General features: G+C 66.2%; 15 protein-coding genes, 1 tRNA gene and 1 riboswitch. Of the genes, 11 read left to right on the top strand and 5 right to left on the bottom strand.

Going from position 1 to position 20772, the window contains the following annotated elements:
* Positions 1-2: 2 nt before the first annotated feature.
* Both K320_RS0116245 and rnr read right to left on the bottom strand, forming a co-directional pair.
* On the bottom strand, positions 3-758 hold the full coding sequence (locus K320_RS0116245; RefSeq protein ID WP_024539877.1) for an SDR family oxidoreductase: 756 nt from the start codon (positions 756-758) through the stop codon (positions 3-5).
* Positions 758-3007, bottom strand: a complete 2250-nt coding sequence (rnr, locus tag K320_RS0116240) for a ribonuclease R (RefSeq protein WP_024539876.1) — start codon at positions 3005-3007, stop codon at positions 758-760. The genes K320_RS0116245 and rnr overlap by 1 nt, the downstream gene beginning before the upstream one ends.
* Positions 3008-3026: 19 nt before the next feature.
* Here rnr and K320_RS0116235 point away from each other — a divergent pair.
* Positions 3027-3111 (top strand) — tRNA-Leu (locus K320_RS0116235).
* A 77-nt stretch (positions 3112-3188) separates the two neighbouring features.
* Here K320_RS0116235 and K320_RS0116230 read toward each other — a convergent pair.
* Both K320_RS0116230 and K320_RS0116225 read right to left on the bottom strand, forming a co-directional pair.
* A complete protein-coding gene (locus K320_RS0116230) occupies positions 3189-5816 on the bottom strand; it encodes a DUF349 domain-containing protein (protein WP_024539875.1) in 2628 nt (875 codons plus the stop codon).
* 117 nt (positions 5817-5933) lie between these two features.
* Entirely contained in the window at positions 5934-9599 is a 3666-nt protein-coding gene (locus K320_RS0116225; protein WP_024539874.1) for a DUF748 domain-containing protein, read from the bottom strand.
* A 714-nt stretch (positions 9600-10313) separates the two neighbouring features.
* On the opposite strand from K320_RS0116225, the gene K320_RS0116220 reads away from it, so the two are divergent.
* From K320_RS0116220 to nrdR, 3 genes are all read left to right on the top strand, one after another.
* The gene (locus K320_RS0116220) at positions 10314-11141 is read left to right on the top strand and encodes a lytic transglycosylase domain-containing protein (protein ID WP_024539873.1); all 828 of its coding nucleotides are present in this window, start codon (positions 10314-10316) and stop codon (positions 11139-11141) included.
* Between the two features lie 34 nt (positions 11142-11175).
* Positions 11176-11312: riboswitch (ZMP/ZTP riboswitch) on the top strand.
* Between the two features lie 33 nt (positions 11313-11345).
* Positions 11346-12590, top strand: coding sequence for a serine hydroxymethyltransferase (glyA, locus tag K320_RS0116215; protein WP_024539872.1), 1245 nt, complete (start codon positions 11346-11348; stop codon positions 12588-12590).
* 26 nt (positions 12591-12616) lie between these two features.
* Positions 12617-13066, top strand: coding sequence for a transcriptional regulator NrdR (nrdR, locus tag K320_RS0116210; protein ID WP_024539871.1), 450 nt, complete (start codon positions 12617-12619; stop codon positions 13064-13066).
* Between the two features lie 65 nt (positions 13067-13131).
* On the opposite strand, the gene aroC is transcribed toward nrdR, so the two are convergent.
* On the bottom strand, positions 13132-14217 hold the full coding sequence (gene aroC, locus K320_RS0116205) for a chorismate synthase (protein ID WP_024539870.1): 1086 nt from the start codon (positions 14215-14217) through the stop codon (positions 13132-13134).
* Positions 14218-14306: 89 nt separating this feature from the next.
* Here aroC and K320_RS0116200 point away from each other — a divergent pair, with 89 nt between their 5' ends.
* From K320_RS0116200 to K320_RS19695, 7 genes are all read left to right on the top strand, one after another.
* Positions 14307-15620: an O-acetylhomoserine aminocarboxypropyltransferase gene (locus K320_RS0116200; protein WP_024539869.1), complete on the top strand. Its 1314-nt coding sequence runs from the start codon at positions 14307-14309 to the stop codon at positions 15618-15620.
* Entirely contained in the window at positions 15620-16429 is an 810-nt protein-coding gene (locus K320_RS0116195) for an alpha/beta fold hydrolase (protein WP_024539868.1), read from the top strand. The genes K320_RS0116200 and K320_RS0116195 overlap by 1 nt, the downstream gene beginning before the upstream one ends.
* A gap of 15 nt (positions 16430-16444) precedes the next feature.
* Positions 16445-17317 (top strand): restriction endonuclease, encoded by an 873-nt coding sequence (locus K320_RS0116190; protein WP_024539867.1) that lies wholly within the window; start codon positions 16445-16447, stop codon positions 17315-17317.
* Complete coding sequence (gene hpnC / locus K320_RS0116185) at positions 17313-18185, top strand: squalene synthase HpnC (RefSeq protein ID WP_029696256.1); 873 nt, start codon at positions 17313-17315, stop codon at positions 18183-18185. Before K320_RS0116190 ends, hpnC begins: the two co-directional genes overlap by 5 nt.
* Before the next feature lie 109 nt (positions 18186-18294).
* A complete protein-coding gene (hpnD, locus tag K320_RS0116180) occupies positions 18295-19134 on the top strand; it encodes a presqualene diphosphate synthase HpnD (protein WP_024539865.1) in 840 nt (279 codons plus the stop codon).
* Positions 19131-20480, top strand: coding sequence for a hydroxysqualene dehydroxylase HpnE (hpnE, locus tag K320_RS0116175; RefSeq protein WP_024539864.1), 1350 nt, complete (start codon positions 19131-19133; stop codon positions 20478-20480). The genes hpnD and hpnE overlap by 4 nt, the downstream gene beginning before the upstream one ends.
* On the top strand, positions 20446-20766 hold the full coding sequence (locus K320_RS19695) for an IPTL-CTERM sorting domain-containing protein (protein WP_342667237.1): 321 nt from the start codon (positions 20446-20448) through the stop codon (positions 20764-20766). The genes hpnE and K320_RS19695 overlap by 35 nt, the downstream gene beginning before the upstream one ends.
* Positions 20767-20772 lie beyond the last annotated feature (6 nt).

Here is a 20772-nt window from a genome sequence, read left to right as displayed (position 1 = left end):
CCCTACCCCCTGCCCACAAATGGCATCCTGGTTGCCATGACGGTGTGAAACAGCACATTGGCCGTCAGTGGCAGATTGGCCATGTAAAGCACGGATTGCCCGACGATGCCTACATCCATCAGTGGTTCCTCGGCCACCGCCCCATGCGCCTGCATCACGCCCTGGGTGAGCCGGTGCGCCAGCGGCGTATCGGCATTGCCGACGTCGATCTGACCCACGGCAATGTCGAAGTGGCGCCCATCGAGCGACGCCGACTTGGTCATGCCCGAGACCGCGTGCTTGGTGGCGGTGTAGGCGATGGAATTCGGGCGCGGTACATGCGCCGAGATCGAACCATTGTTGATGATGCGCCCGCCGCGCGGCGCTTGCGCCTTCATCACGCGAAAGGCGTTCTGGATGCCGTAGAACATGCCGTTGAGGTTGACATCCACCACGGCTTTCCACTGTTCCACCGACAGCTCATCGAGCGGGATGGCGGGCGCGCCATTGCCCGCGTTGTTGAAGAGCAGATCCACGCGGCCAAAACGCTCCACCGTGGCATCGAACAAATGGCGCATGGCCACCGGATCCGCGACATCGGTGGGAACGGCAAGGGCCGCGCCGCCCACAGCCCACCCGCCGGCGACTTCCTGCAACGGCTTTGCGCGCCTGCCCGCAAGAGCAACGCACCAGCCGTCGCGCAGCAGGGCCAGTGCGGCTGCGCGGCCAATGCCCGAGCCGGCGCCCGTGACGATGGCGATTTTTTGATTCATCTTCATCAGCGTCTCTTTCGCGGAGCATCCCGGCCATGCGCTTCGCGTCCGGCTTTGCCTTTGTAGGGGATTTTCTTCGCTTTGGCGTCCTTGCCGCCCGCATCCCGCTCGTCCCGGTCGCGGTTGCCCTTGGAAGCCTTGCGCGGCGCCACCTTGGCTCCCGTCGTCTTCTCCGTCGCGCCTGAACCCGGCTCCTGCACCAGGCGGAAATCGATCTTGCGGCCGTCCAAATCCACGCGGCTGACCTGCACGCGCAGGCGCGTACCTATGCCGTAGCGCACGCCGGTGCGCTCACCGCGCAGTTCCTGGCGCACTTCATCAAAGCGGAAGTACTCGCCACCGAGCTCGGTGATGTGCACCAGCCCTTCCACATAGAGTCCATCCAGGGTCACGAAGATGCCAAAGCTCGTGGCCGCGGTGACGATGCCTGCGTATTCCTCGCCCAGGTGCTCGCGCATGTACTGGCACTTGAGCCAGGCCTGCACATCGCGGCTGGCTTCGTCGGCGCGTCGTTCGTTGGCGCTGCAATGCAGACCAGCCGCTTCCCAGCCCTGCAGGTCGCGGCGGTTGGCCATACCGGCAGGGGCTGGTGAGGCCGCTGGTGCCTGCCCGCGGCTGGCCCACTGGCGTGCCAGCTTGCGCTGGGCCTCTCCGGGTACCGGCAGCGGCGGCAACTGGTACTTCCTGCCTGCCAGGATGGACTTGATGACGCGGTGCACCAGCAGATCGGGGTAGCGCCGGATCGGGCTGGTGAAGTGCGTGTAGGCCTCATACGCCAGGCCGAAGTGCCCGCTGTTGATCGGCGTGTAGATCGCCTGCTGCATGGAGCGCAGCAGCATGCTGTGGATCTGCGCCGCATCCGGCCTGTCTTTGGTGGCCTCGGCGATCGCCTGAAACGCCCCGGGCCGAGGGTCCTCAGGCAGCGACGCCTGCACCGCCAGCGCCCGGAGGTAGCCGCGCAGGATCTCGAGTTTTTCCGGCGTCGGTCCTTCATGCACGCGGTACAGGCAGGCGCGCTGGTGTTCGCCCACGAAATCGGCCGCGCAGACGTTGGCCGCCAGCATGGCCTCCTCGATCAGCCTGTGGGCCTCGGTGCGGGTGCGTGGCACGATCTTCTCGATGCGGCCGTTGTCGTCGCAGACGATCTGGGTTTCGGTCGTTTCGAAATCCACGGCGCCGCGGGCGTGGCGCGCGGCCAGCAGCGAGCGATACGCTTCATGCAGGTTGAGCAAATCCTTCACCCGATCCGCGAGGCGGCTGGCCTCGGGGCCGCGGGTATTGGCGAGCACGGCCGCCACTTCGGTGTAGGTCAGGCGTGCATGGCTCTCGATGACCGCGGGGTAGAACTGGTAGGCGTGAATATCGCCCTTGGTGCTGACGATCATGTCGCACACCATCGCCAGGCGCGCCACCTGCGGGTTCAGCGAGCACAGGCCGTTGGAGAGCTTCTCCGGCAGCATGGGCAGCACGCGGCGCGGAAAATACACGCTGGTGGCACGGTCGTAGGCGTCGGTGTCGATCGCGCCACCCGACTCGACGTAGTGGCTCACATCGGCAATCGCCACCAGCAGGCGCCAGGCCTTGCTGCGGCCGATGCGCGCGGGTTCGCAATACACCGCATCGTCGAAATCGCGCGCATCTTCGCCATCGATGGTGACAAAGGGCACGTCGGTCAGATCCACCCGCTGGCGCCAGTCCTGGGCGCGTACCGCATCGGGCAGCGCCTGTGCCTGCGCCAGGCAGGCATCGGAAAACACATGCGGCACGCCGTACTTGCGCACCGCGATTTCAACCTCCATGCCCGGGTCATCGACTTCGCCCAGCACCTCCGCCACGCGCCCGACGGGCTGGCCGTAGAGCGCGGGCGGCTCGGTCAGCTGCACCACGACGACCTGTCCGACGGCAGCGGCGCCCGTTGCCGTCTTCGGGATGAGCACATCCTGGCCGTAGCGTTTGTCCTCGGGCGCCACCAGCCAGATGCCCGCCTCGTTGAGCAGGCGCCCGATGATGGGCTGTGCAGGCCGCTCGATGATTTCAAGCACGCGCCCTTCAGGGCGCCCGCGCCGGTCCTGGCGCACGATGCGCACGCGCACCCGGTCCTTGTGCAGCACGGCGCGCATTTCATTGGGCGGTAGATAGATGTCGCCCTCACCATCGTCACGGATCACGAAACCATGTCCGTCACGGTGGCCTTGCACGCTGCCTTCAATTTCGTCGTCGGCGGTTGTGCGAATTTCATTTTTTTTGCTATACAATCTTGCTCTTTCCTGAAATGCCCAGGTGGCGGAATTGGTAGACGCACTAGTTTCAGGTACTAGCGGGTAACTCCGTGGAGGTTCGAGTCCTCTCCTGGGCACCAAGTGTAGAAGAACACTTGGCAGTAAACATGAAGACAGGCCGCTTGCATTTGCATAGCGGCCTTTTCTTTTGCTGCGCTCACTTGCGCAGCAGGATTTTGAGCGCGCCTTGCAAGCGGCGCTCGCTACCCGGTTCAGCCGCGGTGGCAAGAACGCGCCCCGCGTCCTGCGTCCAGGTTTCCTGGGGCGACGGGTCGTTGCGGCGCGTGAGCATCTGCAGCTGCAGCGCGCGACGGGCGTCGTGGTGCTCGGCGGGTGTGGGCACGTCAGCGGCAATCTCCAGGCGCAGCAAGGCGTCGCCTGCAGCCTGCTGGACGTCGCCGGACAAGGCCTTGGCCCACGCGGCATGGGCCGACGGGCTGACCGTGCGGCCGAGGTCGCGCGCCGCTGGCAGCAAGGAGGCATCGCGCTTTTTCCATGCATCCATCAGCTGCGCCAGTGCCTCGCCGTGGGCTTGGGCTGCGAGCTTGCGCAGCGCGCCCTGCGCCTGCTCCAGCGCGTCGCGCTGCGCGCGAAACGCCGCATCACCCAGGCGCGGTCCACGGTCGGCCCGCTCGGGGCGGTCGCCGAAGCGATCCGCGCCGCCAGAACGCGGGGGGCGGCGATCTTTTCGGTCCATGGTTCGCGCGGGCGCTGCAGCAGGTTTGCCGGCCCCAGGGCGGTCATCTCCGCGTACCGCAACCACACGCCGAACGGCAGCGACAGGCGCCGGTGCGTCTTCTTGCCCAGCCGTACTTTCGCTGGGCGCGTCGTTTACTTCTTCTTTTATAGCTGCTTGCACTGATGTATCAAGCTCTGAAGCCTGTTTTTTATCTTGCTCAACAGCCAGCGGCCGCATGTCTCCGCGCAAGGCCGCCTGCAGTGCCTGCATGGCAGCCTGAATGGCGCCGGCGTCCCCTGCGGCATTGGCGGCCTCCAGAGCCTTGGAGGCATCCAACACGGCGCGGTCGTGTGCATTCAGCGATGCCGCCATCTGCTCGCGCTGTGCGCTTTTGCGCTGGAACGCTTCATCAATGGGCTTGCGGAAAGCATACCACAGCTTTTGCTCCAGGCGACGCTCCAGTGGAACGGCCTGCGCCAGCACCTGCCAGCGCTGCTGCAGCGCCTTGACGGCATCCACGCGCAATTCAGGTGCCGCCCCCAGCGCAGCCGCTTCATCGACCAGGCTCCTGCGGGCGTCGAGGTTGCCCTTTTGCGCCGCCGCCAAAGGACCGCTGGCGGCATCCATGGCCTGGCGCCACAACGGCTGCAGTTCGGCAAACATCTTTTCGCCGATATGCCCGGCGTTGCGCCAGCGTTCGCTGAACTGGTGCAGGCTGCGGAGCTGCATTTTCCAGTCCTGCGATGCGGCATGCGCCTGCGTCCACGCCTTGACTTCCTCGATCAGGGCCAGGCGCTGTGCCTTGTGCTCCTGTGCCTCGGCACAGGATTTTTCAAGCCAGTCCTCGACCACCTTGTGCGCTGCGTTGCAGGCATCGTCGAATTTCTTCCACAGCGCATGGTTGGCCATGGCGCCCTGGTCTGCCTGCTTCCATTGCTCACGCAACTGGCGCAGCAGCTCCTGCATCTTTCGCCCGCCCAGCGACTGGCCTTCGGGGCGGCTCAGCAGGCCCTGCGCCTTGGCGAGCAGGTCTTCGCGGATCTGATCGGCGCTCCAGCGCTGCCAGCCTTGCAGCTCGCCCGCGGCGGCCAGTGCGGCATGCACCCTGCCTTCGAGCACCGCATCGACAAAGCGGCCATGGTCCTTCCATGTCGCGCGCAACGCGGTGGCGGCGCCCACGCTGGCCTTGCCGTGGCCCTCGGTGGTTTCGTGCTCCAGTCGCGCCAGCGCGGCATCCACGGCTTGCACGGCCTTGGCAACGCGTTCGAGATCCACGGGCGGCCGGGCCGGTGCCGCAGGTGGCGCGGCGGCTTCACCGCGGGCGGCACGCAATTCATCGGCCCAGACGGGCACGGGTGGCAGCGGCGCCTGCGCATCCTCGCTGGCCGCAGCTGCCTGCACCAGCGCCGCCTGGAAAGCCTCCCAGACGGCCAGGAGCTGCGTTTGCGCCAGCTCCAGCTGCGGGGGAAAACGCAGGTCCACGCTGGGCCAAACCGCATCCTGCACGATCTGCCCCGCCTGGTCCGTCCAGTGCGCCACGTCCGCAGTCAGCTGCTCGCGCACCGCCTGGGCTTCGCGCCAGGCTTTGGTGGACAGCACCTCGATGCGCTGCGCCATCAGCACCGCCGCTTCGCGCTGCACCTGCACACGATGCTGCAGGTCCTCGATGAGCTTGACCTGGTCGGCCAGCCGGGTCTTGAGCTGCGCCAGCGGCTCGCGCGACAAGGGTGCTCCGGCCTTGGCGGCATCACGCTGCCACGCGAGCGCATCGGCGATGTTCAGGCGCGCAGAGGCCAGCAAGGCCTCGGCCTTGGCTGCCCAGTCGGCGGCGCTCGCCTCCTGGGCAGTGGCGCGGCGCAGTTCTTCCAGGCGCTCGCGTATCGCACGCGCGGCGCCCTTGTCCTTGGTGCTGAGCTTCTTGAACACCTCCTGCAGCTGTTCGGTACCGGGGTTGCTGGCGAGCCAGTCGCGTATGCGGGCGGCGCGTTCGCCGGAGGTTTCGGCCGAAAAGGCCCCGCCGGTAAGGGCATCCAAGGGATGGGGCTCGGCGGCTGGCGCTGCAGCGGCGGCTTCAGGGGCGGGACTCTGGGATGAAAAAGGGAACATGGGATTGGGACAGGAAAAATCAAATGGCGTGCGCACCACTTCAACCCGCCGGGCACGGCTGCACGCGCGGGCAAGGGGCTATTGTGGCTTGGTTTGCGCCGGTTTCAACGGTCGGCCTCAACTGGCGGACAGTTGCAACTGCACCTGGGGCGCTGAAGGCTGATCCTTTTCGCCTGGCTGCTGCAGCTTGCTGGCGCCAATGAACAGGCGATCGACAGGCACCTTGTGCTCCGCGAGGTAGTCGCGCACAGCCACGCTGCGCGCCAGTGCGAGCGCCTGCATGGCGTCGTCAGGCACCGCGATGCTGTCCAGCAGCAGTTTTTCCATTTCGACCTGAGGAAGGTCCTTGGCCATGCCAATCAGGTTGCGCGGTTTCTTGATGTTGCCAGCCCGCTGGTAGACGCGCTTGAGCAGGGCCGGATATTCTTCTGCGGACACCTGCGCAATGGCGGCGGCGTCCTTGCCCTCCTGCACGGCTTCGCGGCGCTTTTCCGCCAGCAGCATGGCTTGGAGCTGCTGTTCCTTCCAGCCATCTTTCTCCTGCCGCGGCAGCGCCCAGCCAATCACCGTGGCCTTGAGCGCCGGACGATCCGCCAGCGCCTGGGCGATTTTTTCCAGCTGCTCGCGGCTTTGGGCATTCAATTGGCTGCTGCCGGCTGCGAAGGCGACAGCGCCTTGCTCGTCGCCACCGCCGAAAGCGCTGGCCAGCAGCGAAAACGGCGCGGTGATCGCCTTCATGATGAGGTTGCCTATCACCTTGAGGATCACCGGGCCGAGGCTGAAATCCGGGTCGTTGAGCGAGCCGCTGATCGGCAGATCCACGTCGATGACACCGTTGCGGTCGGCCAGCAGCGCCACCGCCAGGCGTACCGGCAGACTGGCGGGCGCGCCCTTGACCTCGTCGCCGAACGCCAGTTGCTTGAGCACCAGCTTGTTGTTCGCGGTCAGCTGGCCATCCGGCAGCACCTTGTAGGCCACGTCCACGCTAAGCTTGCCGCGCTCTATGCCGTGTCCGGCGTATTTCACGCTGTAAGGCGAGAGCGGCGGGAGCTCCAGATCCCGCATATGCCCCTGAATATCCAGCGCCAGCGGTTTGGCCAGGGGGTTGAGCTCGCCGTTGATTTCCAGCGTGGCCGTGCCCTGCGCCCGGCCCTTGAGCTCCAGTTGCGCCATTTGCGGCGCGGCGCCGGGCGTTGCCTCGCCGGACGCAAACGCGCTCAGGCTGCCGGTGAGCTCGGTCAGGTTGGCAGAATAATTCGGCTTGATGAAATGGTCGGTGAAATCCACGGTGCCGTTGGTCAGCGCGACCGGCCCGAAGCGGATTCTGGGGCTCGGGCCGGAGTCTTCGGCCGCGGACTGCAGCACCTCCTGGGCGCCCGCAGCCGGCACCGTGCCGATGTCCTGCAGATTGATGCGCCCGTTTTCCCGCACGATGACGCGCGCAAAAAAATCCGTCAGCGCCGTTTCGCGCACATCCAGCGCCAGCGGCTGGCCGGGTTCGATGTCGAGCGCCAGGCCACGCAGCACCAGAGCGTTCCAGCGCAAGAGGTCGGCGCCCTGGGAAACGGGGCCACCCGAATCGGTGAGCGCGAGCGCCTCCGGCTTGAGCTGCACCTGCACTTCACTCAACTCGGCGTCTCCCTGCACCTGCAGCGCCAGCCCCGCCTGTTGTTCGTGCAGATGGACATTGCCGTTGAAACTGCCGTCGGCGCGCAGCACATCCACATTCAGCTCTTGCGGCAGATAGGCCTGTACCACCTGCAGCGGAAGGTTGACGGCGCGCACCGAGCCCTTGACCTGCAGCGCAGGAGAAAGCGCCGCCGAGCCGTCCCAGACGAGCGAGCCAGGGTCGGCCTTTCCCGTGCCCACGCGGGACCGCACGCGCAGGCCGAAGGCCGGCAGGCGGCCGTCCTTCCAGGCAAGGTCGCGCACAGTCACATCCAGCGCCGTGGCGTCGAGCGCCACCGGGCTGCGTGCCGCGGCATCGCGCAGGGCCACGGCGGCGTCCTTCATTTGCAGTTCGCCCAAGGCAACACTCCATTCAGCGGACTTTTCCGTGGATTCGGCAACGCCCGCGGCAGGAGATTGCAACCAATGCTCGAACATCCAGCTGCCGGCCTTGTCGCGCTCGGCCAATGCCAGCGGCTGCTGCAGCAGCACCTGACGCAGGGCCACGCTGTGTTTTTGCAGGTCAACATCCGCATCGTGCACCTCCAGGGCCCGCACGCTCAGCTGGGCTTGCGCCGGGATGCCACGCATGCCTGCCGCGCGCAGATTGGGGCAATCCTTGCGCTGCACGCAGGACAGACTGAGTCCGCTGACGGCCAGTTGCCGCACCTTGAGCGACAGGGCGTCGCCATCGCGCACCAATGTCGCCTGGCCCTGCGCCGTGCCGGCCAGCGCAGGCGCAAGCGTTTGCGCCAGGTACGGGGCTGCCAACCCCAGGGACAGATCGTTCACGGACAGCTCCACCTTGGCACCGCTTCGCGTGGCTTCGCCCTCGGCTTCGAAACGGGCGGCTTCTCCCTGGGCACTCGCCTCGCTCAGCTCGAACCTGGTCGTGAAGTGCAACGGCTGCGTGAGCGGCCAGACGATGTCGGTGGCTTCGGCTTGCCAGCCACCGGCCTGCCAGCGCGCCGCTTTGGCTGCGCCGGGCAGGCTGTCATCCTGCCAGTGCACGGCGCCATCACTGAGCTGAACCTTCTGCACGCTGACGGCCCAATGCGCGGAGGGGCTGTCTGCTTGCGCCACCTTGGCATCGCCTGGCTGGCCGGCCCCAGGCAGCGCTAACGCACCGGCGGCATCGCGGCGCAGATACAGCACGGGTTTGTGCAGTTCCACCGCTGCCAGGTGCAGTTCGCGGTGCAGCGGGCGCACATCCGCGATGGAAACCGTCAGGCCATCGAGCGCCAGCAGCGGCTGACCGGCACCGTCCGCAATCGCGAGTTTGTCCAGTTGCAGCAGCCCGCCAAGCGTCACCTTGGGCGTTGCGTCCTGCTCGGAGAAGTCGAGCTGCAGGTCGGCACTGAGAGCCGCCGACTGCAGCCGCACTCCCAGCGATGCAGGCACATAGGCTGCCAGTGGCGCCAGGTCAAAATCTTTGATTTGCAATCTTGCCTGTGTCGTGCGGGATTCGGCAAACGGCGTCGCCTCGGCCGATGAATCAAAGGCACTGCCATCCAACTCGAATGCCAGCCGGGGAGAGACCTTGATCTGCCGGTCCGCTGGCAGATTGCTCAGAAAAGGGAGGCTGAGCGTCAGGCGTTCCAGCTTGTGCCGACCTCCTACGGCGCGATCCTCAAAATCAACTTTCCCATCCCGCAGCCGCACGTTGTACAGCGCAAACCGGGCCGGCTGATCCGATGGGACGGCCTCCTGCTGGCCCAGACGATGCAGGATGTCGTCGAAATCGAAAGCCTCCGGACCTGTTCGTGCGACATGCAACACCGGGGCGTCCACCTGGAGGTCATCAACCACCGGCGCCAGGCGCCATAGCGATTGCACCGCGGCATTGGCATAGATGCGTTGAACCTGCAACTGGGGCGACTGGCCGGCGGCATCGGCCACCGCCAGGCCCTCGATAGTCAACTCCAGGGTCAAGGGGTTGAACTGAACGCCGGCCACGGTGACATGGCGTCCGAGCGCCTGCGAGCCCTGCTTCTGCAACTGGGAGCGCACAACCTGCGGCAGCGCCAGCCAGGCCAGCAGATAGAGAACCACCACCACTGCCGCCGCCCACGCAAGGCGCTTGAACGCCACCCTGTGCGCGGCTACCCAGCCCATTGACCGCATTGCGTCCCCATGAAAACCTTTGACGCACCGGATTCTGCACGGCGGCGCGAGCGATTGTCCAAAGCAAGAAACAGAAGACCCGGCGGCCGAAGGTACTCCGGGCACCGGGTCTGATGGCAGGCGCATGGCCAAAACCATCTTGAGCGCGGCGGAGATTGCTGTCCGCCGTGCCGGAGACAAAGGATTGCCTCCATCAGGGCCTCGGGGCGCAGCTTCCCGCGGTTTCAGGGCTTTTGAACACCTGTCCCCGCAAGCCTGCACCCTTGTGGCAAATACCTGCACCAAGCAGGCGAGGCAACCATACCAGCTTTGCCCACCGTGCGCACGGCCGTTGTATCCAACGGCAACGGGTGCGCGCACACTTTTTCATTTGCTGACGAACGTGCCCGGTCGCCGGCTCTTGCCTGCCGAAACCCGCCTTGAAGGTGGACGGGAGTCGATCGCTTAACACATTTATATCTAACAATTACCATTTATATCATTGACTAGATATTTCAACCCTCCCTAAAATCCGCCCGTTTTCAATGAATTGGTAGAAACCCTTACTGATTGATAGCTCAGGGCTATGAACAAGGTGCCACCGAAAGCACCGGCCCCGCAAAACGCACGAACTCAGAATCGCCCGGACCCTGCGTCCGGCCAGACCCATCGCACTGCCGACGATTCGGACGCAAGGCAGGCTGGGTAGAGAACGAAAGGATTCCCATGAAGGCAGGCACCCGCGCATTCGCCGGCTTGCGCACTTTTGCCGGCGACATCACCGCCGGCTTTTTCGAGCTGACCCACAGCGGACTCGCCTTGGTGGGCCTCGCGGTGACGTTTGCCGCCCTGACCCTGGTCGCGCGCCCGGATCTGCGCCAGACAGGCGCCGAGCAGCTGATGGGCTGGCTGCAGGAGCGCCAGGTGGCGATGGACGGGTTTGCCGCCGAACCCTTCGCCAGCGAGCGCGCCACTGCCAGCAACCCTAAGGCGCTTCCACGCGAGCAGGAAGCCGTCACCTATTGGCTGAGCAAGAAGTACAGCGTGGCGCCCGAGCCGCTGGCGGTGCTGGTGAGCGAGGCCTACGCCATCGGCGCCCGCACCAAGCTGGATCCGACACTGATCCTGGCGGTGATGGCGGTGGAATCGAGCTTCAACCCATTTGCGCAGAGCAACGTCGGCGCGCAAGGGCTGATGCAGGTGATGACACGCGTGCATACCGACAAGTACGAGGATTTCGGCGGACGCTTTGCCGCCTTTGACCCGGTGGCCAATCTGCGCGTGGGCGTGAAAGTGCTGCAGGAATGCATAACGCGTGCGGGTTCGCTCGAAGGCGGTCTGCGCTACTACGTGGGCGCCGCCAACCTGCCTGACGATTCCGGGTATGCCGTCAAGGTGCTGGCCGAGCACCAGCGGCTGCGCGACGTGGCCAATGCCTCGGTCAAGCCCAAGGTGGTGACGGCCAAGGCGCAGCCCGCGGCCAAGACCTCGGCGAAGGCGCCGGCCGGCGCGCCGCAGCAAGACCAGAAGGTGGCCTTGCTGGGCAATTTCTGATCTTTCAGTGCCCCCGGCAGCCGCGCGATACACTCGCGCGGTACGCGACTGGCGATAGGTTGTGCACCGCCGCAAACGGCAGCGCAGCCGACGTGGAGAGCCACCACGGGGGAGCGTGCCGCGCCGGAAGCCGATTTCCGCCGCGATCCGTCGTTCGCCTGGGCAGCCCTTGCACGCCAAGGGAGAGTCACCACGCAATCTGCCATGTACCAACGCAATATCCTCGTAGAACAGACCGACCCCGAAGTGTGGGCCGCCATCCAGGCCGAGAACCGCCGCCAGGAAGACCACATCGAGCTGATCGCCAGCGAGAACTACGCCTCGCCCGCCGTGATGGCGGCGCAGGGCTCGCAGCTGACCAACAAATACGCCGAGGGCTATCCCGGCAAGCGCTATTACGGCGGCTGCGAGAACGTGGACGTGGTCGAACAGCTGGCCATAGACCGCGTGAAGCAGCTCTTTGGCGCCGAGACCGCCAACGTGCAGCCCAACTCGGGCTCGCAGGCCAACCAGGCCGTGCTGATGGCGTTTGCCAAGCCCGGCGACACCATCCTGGGCATGAGCCTGGCCGAGGGCGGGCACCTGACGCACGGCATGGCGCTGAACATGTCGGGCAAGTGGTTCAACGTCGTCTCCTACGGCCTCAACGCCCAGGAAGCAATCGACTACGGCGCCTTCGAGGCCAAGGCACGCGAGCACAAGCCGAAGATCATCATCGGCGGTGCCTCGGCCTATGCCCTGCGCATCGATTTTGAACGGATGGCGCGCGTGGCCAAGGAAGTCGGCGCCATCTTCTGGGTGGACATTGCGCACTACGCCGGCCTCGTCGTCGCGGGCGAATACCCGAATCCGGTGCCGTTTGCCGACGTGGTCACCTCCACCACGCACAAGAGCCTGCGCGGCCCGCGCGGCGGCATCATTTTGATGAAGGCCGAGCACGAGAAGGCCATCAACAGCGCCATCTTCCCCGGCCTGCAGGGCGGCCCGCTGGAGCATGTGATCGCCGCCAAGGCCGTGGCCTTCAAGGAAGCGCTCTCGCCCGATTTCAAAACCTACCAGCAACAAGTGGCCAAGAACGCCAAGGTGTTCGCCGAGACATTGACCCAGCGCGGCCTGCGCATCGTCAGCGGCCGCACCGAAAGCCACGTCATGCTGGTGGATTTGCGCGCCAAGGGCATCACCGGCAAGGCGGCGGAGGCGGCGCTGGGCCAGGCCCACATCACGATCAACAAGAACGCGATCCCCAACGACCCGGAAAAGCCCTTCGTGACCAGCGGCGTGCGCGTGGGCACCCCGGCCATCACCACGCGCGGCTTCAAGGAAGAGGAGACGCGCATCACGGCCCACCTGATGGCCGACGTGCTGGAAAAGCCGCATGACGAGGCCAACATCGCCGCCGTGCGCGCGAAGGTGAACGCGCTCACCAGCCGCTTCCCGGTCTATCGCTGAGCTGCGCAGCCGGACGGGACACCACCATGAAATGCCCGTTCTGCAGCCACCCGGAAACGCAGGTCGTCGAGACCCGCGAATCCGAGGGCGGTGATTTCATCCGCCGCAGGCGCCGCTGCAGCGCCTGCGACAAGCGCTTCACCACCTACGAGCGGCCCGAGGTGAACTTCCCCGCCATCGTCAAGAAGGACGGGCGGCGCGTGGAATACAAGCGAGAAAAGCTCGAAGGCTCATTTCACATCGCGCTGCGCAAGCGCCCCGTCGGCACCGAACAGGTGGACGCCGCGATCAGCCACATCGAAGAACGCCTGCTGCAACTGGGCCAGCGCGAGGTGCTGTCCACCCGCCTCGGCGAGATGGTGATGCACGAACTGCAGAAGATGGACAAGGTGGCCTATGTGCGCTACGCCAGCGTCTACCGCAGCTTTGAGCACATCGAGGAATTCAAGGCGCTGGTGGACAAGGTGGGGGAGTAGCGCGCTACTCCAACCATAGCTGCCAGCGGTTTGCTGGCATGCGCCAGTGCCTATTTTCGTTCAGATCAACCGACCGGGCCCACCGCCTGATTCACATCCCCGCACTGCCCGCGGTGGCGCAGCGCGTGGTCCATCAGCACCAGCGCCAGCAGCGCCTCGGCGATCGGCGCGGCGCGGATGCCCACGCAGGGGTCGTGCCGCCCCTTGGTCACCACCTCAATCGGCTGGCCGTGGACGTCGATGGAGCGGCGCGGGCTCAGGATGGAGCTGGTCGGCTTGATCGCCAGGCTCAGCTCGATGTCCTGCCCGCTGCTGATGCCGCCCAGCACCCCGCCCGCGTGGTTGGTCTCGAAGCCTTGCGGCGTGATCGCATCGCCATGCACCGTGCCGCGCTGGGCAATGCTGTCGAACCCGGCGCCGATCTCCACGCCCTTGACCGCGTTCAGCCCCATCATCGCGTGGGCGATGTCGGCATCGAGCTTGTCGTACAGCGGCTCGCCCAGCCCCACGGGCACGCCCGTCGCCTGCACGCGAATGCGGGCGCCGCAGGAGTCATGCGCCTTGCGCAGCTGGTCCATGTAATTTTCATAGCTGCTCACGTCCGCCAGTGGTGCGAAAAACGGGTTTTTGTCTACAAATTCCCAGCTTTCGAAGGCGGCTGGCAGCTCGCCCAGTTGGGTCATGCAGGCACGGAACTGCGTGCCGAACTTTTCCCGCAGCCACTTCTTGGCAACCGCTCCGGCCGCGACGGTGGGCGCGGTCAGCCGGGCCGATGAGCGCCCTCCCCCGCGCGGATCGCGCAGGCCGTATTTGTGCCAGTAGGTGTAGTCCGCATGGCCGGGGCGAAACTGCTGGGCGATCTCGCCGTAGTCCTTGCTGCGCTGGTCCTGGTTGCGGATCAGCAGCGCGATCGGCGTGCCGGTGGTCTTGCCCTCATGCACGCCCGAGAGAATTTCGACCGCGTCCGGCTCGTTGCGCTGCGTGACGAAGCGGCTGGTGCCGGGACGGCGGCGGTCCAGATCGTGCTGGATGTCGGCCTCGGAGAGCGCCATGCCCGGCGGGCAGCCGTCGATCACGCAGCCGATGGCCGGACCGTGGGATTCGCCGAAATTGGTGACACAGAACAGGGTGCCGAGGGTGCTGCCGCTCATGGATGGAATGGCCCGGGTGCGGGTTGAAAAAGGGCAAAAGAATATAGCCCACAATCCACGGCTTCACGACTGCCCCACCAGACACCACCATGCCCGGCTACTCCGACCCCGGCTTCGACACGCTCGCGGTGCACGCGGGCGCGCGGCCCGACCCCACCACCGGCGCGCGCGCCACACCCATCTATCTCACCACCTCGTTCGTGTTCGAATCGAGCGATCACGCCGCCTCGCTCTTCAACATGGAGCGCCCGGGGCATGTGTACTCGCGCCTTTCCAACCCCACGACCGACGTGCTGGAACAGCGCGTGGCGGCGCTCGAAGACGGCGCGGGAGCGATCGCGACGGCCAGCGGCATGGCGGCGCTGCACCTGGCCATCGTCACGCTGATGGGCGCGGGCAGCCACATCGTGGCCAGCACCGCGCTGTACGGCGGCTCGCAGAACCTGCTGAACTACACGCTCAGGCGCTTCGGCATCGAGACCACCTTCGTCAAACCCACCGACGTGGACGCCTGGCGCGCCGCCATCCGGCCCACTACCCGCCTGCTGCTGGGCGAGACCATAGGCAATCCGGGGCTGGAGGTGCTGGACATCCCCACCGTGTCGCAGATCGCGCACGAGGCCGGCATTCCGCTGCTGGTCGATTCCACCTTCACCACGCCCTATCTGATGAAGCCACTGGCGCTGGGCGCCGACATGGTCTACCACGCCGCCACCAAATTTCTCTCGGGCCACGGCACGGTGATGGGCGGCGTGCTGGTCGATGGTGGCGCGTTCGACTGGGACGCCTCGGGGCGCTTCCCCGAGTTGGCCCGGCCCTACGACGGCTTTCACGACATGGTGTTCGCGCAGGAATCAAGCGTCGCCGGCTTTCTGCTGCGCGCACGCCGCGAGGGCCTGCGCGATTTTGGCGCCTGCATGAGCCCGCACAGCGCCTGGCTGATTCTGCAAGGCATAGAAACCCTGGGCGCGCGCATGGAGCGCCATGTGCGCAACACCGAAAAGGTGGTGCAGTTCCTGGCCAGCCACCCCTTCGTCGCGCGTGTGGGCCACCCGCTGCTGGAGAGTCACCCCAGCCACAAGATTGCGCAAAAACTGCTGCCGCGCGGCGCGGGTGCGGTCTTCAGCTTCGACTTGCGTGGAAACCGCGAGCAGGGCAAGGTGTTCATCGAGACGCTCAAGATCTTCAGCCACCTCGCCAACGTGGGCGACTGCCGCTCGCTCGTCATCCACCCGGCCAGCACCACGCATTTCCGCATGACCGACGAGGCGCTGCTGGCGGGCGGCATCACGCAGGGCACGATCCGGCTCTCGATAGGCCTGGAAGACCCGGACGACCTGATCGATGACCTCAAGCGCGCGCTCAAAGCCGCAGAAAAATTTGACGCAAAGGCAGGTGCGTGATGTTCTACCAAGTGCAGGGCGCGCCGCTCTACTGCTACACCGGCGACAAGGCGTTTGACGCCGCCAAACCCACCGTGGTGCTGATCCACGGCGTGCTGTGCGACCACAGCGTGTGGGTCTGGCAGGCGCGCCATCTGGCCAACCACGGCTTCAACGTGCTCTCCATCGACCTGCCCGGCCACGGCCGCAGCGGCGGCGAGGCCCCTGCCAGCGTGGCGCAGGCGGCAGACACCATCGCAGCGCTGCTCGATGCCGCAGGCGTGCAAAAGGCCGCGCTGGTGGGCCACAGCTGGGGCTCGCTGATCGCCATGGAAGCGGCCGCGCGCCTGAAAGAGCGCATCAGCCACCTGGTGCTGATCGGCACCGCCGCGCCGATGAAGGTCTCGCCCGCGCTGATCGCCGCCTCGCAGGACGATCCGGAAGCCGCCCTCAAGATGATCAACGTCTTCTCGCGCAGCACGCTGGCCTCGCCCACCGGCGCGGGCTTCTGGGTGTACGGCGCCAGCATGGCGCTGGGGCGCAAGGTGCTGCGCAGCAATCCCCGCGTGAATGTGTTTCATCGGGGCTTCGTTGCCTGCGACCAGTACGAAGGCGGCCCGGCGGTGATGGCGCAGCTCACCTGCCCCATCCTGTTTCTGTTGGGCAGCCAGGACCAGATGACCCCTCCCAGGGCCGCGCAGTCGCTGATCGCCGCTGCGCGCCAGGCTGGCAAGACGGTGCAGGTGCAGCACCTGCCCGTGGGGCACCACCAGATGACCGAGGCGCCTAAAGAGACGACGGCGGCGCTGCACGAATTTTTGTGCCGCTGACGAAGGGCGACTCGAATGACAAAGGAGAAAAAACACGATGGTGCGCAGTTCGTCCAGTATTTCGGGCCCTTGCTCGATGCGCTGCGCGACCTCGGCGGTTCGGCGACGGTGGATGAAGCCACGGACCGCGTTGCCGAAAATCTGCAGATCCCCGAATCGGTACTCAATGAAACGCTGCCTTCCGGCGGCTCACGTTTCAAGAACCAGGTGGCGTGGGCACGGTTTTACCTGGTTCGGGAGAACCTGCTCGACTCTTCCAGGCGCGGCGTGTGGAGTCTCACGGAACAAGGTAAATCAACGCACTTGAGCCACGAACAGGCTCGAGGCATCTTCCTCAAGTGGGTGAAGATTTTTCAAGAGGAGCGTGCCAAGAAGAGCGCCGACGAGATTCCGCAGGAAGTGGCTGAGGAGACCGGCAGCAGGTCCGAAGACTATCGCTCGCTCGTACATGCTCTCTTGCTCAAACTTCCTCCGTCCGGATTTGAACGTCTTTCCCAACGGTTGTTGCGCGAAGCAGGGTTCAATCAAGTCGTGGTCACGGGCAAGAGCGGTGACGGCGGCATTGATGGGTTTGGCACGCTGCAGGTGAACCCGCTGGTGTCGTTCAAGGTAATCTTTCAATGCAAGCGCTATTCCGGCTCCGTGTCTTCGTCCACGGTTCGCGACTTTCGCGGCGCGATGGCCGGGCGCGCAGAGAAGGGAATCATCATCACGACGGGCGGTTTTACGGCGGAAGCAAAAAAGGAAGCCGCCAGAGACGGTGCGCCACCCATTGAGCTCGTGGACGGCGAAAAGTTGATCGACATGATGGAGCGGCTTGAACTGGGCTTGCACGCAATCACCACCTTCGAGGTGGACCATGCCTTCTTCAAGGATTTTCAAGATTGACCGGCCCGCACCCTCTTTCGTGACATCTTCAGCAGCTCCGCCCACCAGGCATTACGAAAATTTTCCGGTTGCCTCCTGGCTTTGTCCGCCGCATCTGCGCGCCCCAATTCGCGCCATCTATGCGTTTGCGCGCACAGCCGATGACATTGCTGACGAGGGCAGCGCAGGCCCGGAGCAACGCCTCGCTGACCTGCATGCCTACCGTGCCGATCTGCTGGCTTGTTGCCGCTCAGATTCCGTCACGCCACGCTGGCCGCAGGTGTTTGCTCCGCTGGCTGTAGCCATCAAACAGCACACGCTACCCCTTCCTTTGCTCACTGATCTGCTCGATGCTTTCGCGCAGGATGTGCGCATGACGGCCAGCGGAGCCACCTACCCCGACCGCGCCGTGCTGCTCGATTACTGCCGCCGCTCGGCCAATCCCGTCGGGCGCCTGCTGCTGCACCTGTACGGCGTGCAGGATGAAACGGCACTGCGTGAGAGCGACGCGATCTGCACCGCGCTGCAGCTCATCAACTTCTGGCAGGACCTGAGCGTGGACCTGCCGCGCGGGCGGCACTACGTGGCAGATAGCGATTGCACGGCTCACGGCGTGGCGCGCGCCGATCTGGCGGCGCAGCGGCGCTCAAGCGCCAGCGATGCGCTCATCCTGGACTGCGCCGCCTGGGCACGCACGCTGATGCTGCAGGGGGCGCCGCTGGTGCATCGGTTGAGCGGTCGCATAGGCTGGGAGCTGCGCCTGGTGGTGCAAGGTGGCCTTGCGGTGCTGACGCAGGTGCAGCAGATGCGCGGTGCCAGCCTGCTGGCCCGGCCGCGCCTGCGCCCCTGGCACCTGCCGGGCATGCTGCTGCGTGCTGGCGCCATGTAATCTCAAATTGATAGCTTTAGGCGCTTTTGTATCCTGCGCAAAACGGGTATTTTTCCTGAATTCTCCCTGCGTCGGCAGCGACCCGTGGGCATGGGACAATTCCGCCCCGATGACCCCCGAGCAATACGTCCAAGAAAAAGCTGCTGCCTCCGGCAGCAGTTTTTATTACGCCTTCCTCTTCCTGCCGCGCGAGCGGCGCGCCGCCATCACCGCCTTCTACGCCTTTTGCCGCGAGGTGGACGATGTGGTCGATGAGGTGCACGACAAGGGCGTGGCCGCCGCCAAGCTGCAGTGGTGGCACGGCGAGGTGGCGCAGGCCTTTGACGGCAAACCCACGCACCCGGCGATGCGAGCGCTGCTGCCGCATGCGGGGCCGTACCGCATCCTGCCAGGCCCGCTGCACAGCATCATCGAAGGCTGCGAGATGGATCTGAAGTACGACGGCTACGAGGACTTCGAGGGCCTGGCCAACTACTGTCACCATGTGGCCGGCGTGGTGGGGGAAGTGTCGGCGCGCATCTTCGGCCAGCAGCAGGAGGCCACCACGCAATACGCACACAAGCTGGGCCTGGCGCTGCAACTAACCAACATCATCCGCGACGTGGGCGAGGATGCGCGCCGTGGCCGCGTGTACCTGCCGCAGGCCGATCTGCGCCGCTTCGGCGTGACGCCCGAGGACATCGCCCAGCGCAAGTACGGTGCCCCCTTCACCCAGCTGATGCGCTTTCAGGCCGAGCGCGCGCAGGCCTGCTACGACCAAGCGCTGGCACTGCTGCCCGCCATCGACCGGCGCAGCCAAAAGCCCGGCCTGATGATGGCCAGCATCTACCGCACGCTGCTGCGCGAGATTGAGGCCAGCGACTTTCAGGTGCTGCACCAGCGCATTGCGCTGACGCCGCTGCGCAAGCTCTGGCTGGCGTGGAAGGTGCAGGCGCTGGGGAAGATGTGAAGCTCTGCATCGTCGGCGCCGGCTGGGCGGGCTGCGCGGCGGCGCTGCAGGCGGCGCAGGACGGCCACCAGGTCACGCTGATCGAGGCCGCGCGCCAGCCCGGTGGCCGGGCGCGCACGGTGGAGATAGAGCGCAGCGACGGCACGCGGCTGCTGCTCGACAACGGCCAGCACATCCTGATCGGCGCCTACGGCGAATGCCTGCGGCTGATGCGTCTGGTGGGCGTCAATATAGCCGCGGCGCTGCACCGCGAGCCGCTGGCCCTCCTCTTCCCCGATGGCACGGGCCTGGCCCTGCCCGATGCCGCGCCGCCCTGGGATGCGCTGATCGGCATCCTGCGCGCGCGCGGCTGGAGCTGGCGCGAGCGCGCCGCGCTGCTGGCCCGCGCCGCACGCTGGCGCATGCAGGGCTTTCAATGCGCGCCGCAGGCCAGCGTGGCGCAGCTGTGCGCTGGGCTGCCACAACGCCTGATGGATGAATTCATCGCCCCGCTGTGCGTTTCCGCCCTCAACACACTGCCTGAAGAAGCCAGCGGCCAGGTCTTCCTCACCGTGCTGCACGACAGCCTGTTCGCCGGGCGCGGCGGCTCGCACCTGCTGCTGCCGCGCGTGCCGCTGGGCGCGCTGCTGCCCGAGCCCGCGCTGGACTGGCTGCGCCAACGGGGCCACGCCGTGCGGCTGGGCCAGCGCGTGCAGGCGCTGGCGCACGACGGCGTCGCGTGGCAGGTGGACGGCGAAGCCTTCGACGCCGTGCTGCTCGCCTGCCCCAGCGCAGACGCCGCGCGGCTCGCGGGCGAAGCCGGCGCCCCGCCCGCGCTGCAGGCGGCGGCGCGGGCCTGGGCCGGCGGCGCGCAGGCGCTGGCGTTCGGCGCCATCGCCACCGTCTATGCGCGGCAACCGGGCGCCACCGCGCCGCTGCTGCCCCATGCGATGCTGGCGCTGCGCGCCACACCGCAGTACCCGGCCCAATTCGTCTTCGACCGGGGCCACCTGGGCGGGCACCACGGCGTGCTTGCTTTCGTCGTCAGCGCCTTTACGGGAGAGCGCGAGCAGCTACAAAAACAGGTAATCCTTCAGGCCCGTAACGCGCTGGGCATCACCGGGCTGCAGCCCCTGCGGACGGTGATCGAAAAACGCGCCACCTTTGCCTGCACCCCGGCGCTGCAGCGCCCCGCCATGGCCATCGCGCCCGGCCTGCTGGCCTGCGGCGACTACGTCGCAGGCCCCTACCCCGCCACGCTCGAAGGCGCCGTGCGCGCGGGCGTGGCGGCGACAAAAGCCATCCTTCTCAAAGCCTCCCTGCGCACTGGTTTTGCGCCCTCTCCCCCTGAGAGAGGGCGGGGGTAAGGGCCTCGCGGCATACAAGTACGGCCCGACCAAGGCACAGCCCACGCCCCACTGGTACGACTTCAGCAGCCATGCCACCGTGAGCGGCAACACCATCACCCTCACGTTGACCGATGGCGCCGATGGCGACAGCGACCTGAGCGCCAACGGCTCGATCAGCGACCCGGGCGGGCCGGTTTTGCCAGGTGACGTGTCGGCGATACCGACGCTGTCGCAGTGGGCGCTGCTGCTGCTCTCGCTGCTGGCGGCCGCACTGGGCATGCGCGCGGTGCGCCGCCGATATTGAAGTGTT

This window comes from Comamonas badia DSM 17552, from assembly GCF_000484635.1.
Taxonomy (GTDB): domain Bacteria; phylum Pseudomonadota; class Gammaproteobacteria; order Burkholderiales; family Burkholderiaceae_C; genus Comamonas_C; species Comamonas_C badia.
The sequence above is the reverse complement of the archived record's forward strand: the minus strand, read 5'-3'. Positions and strand labels throughout refer to the sequence as shown.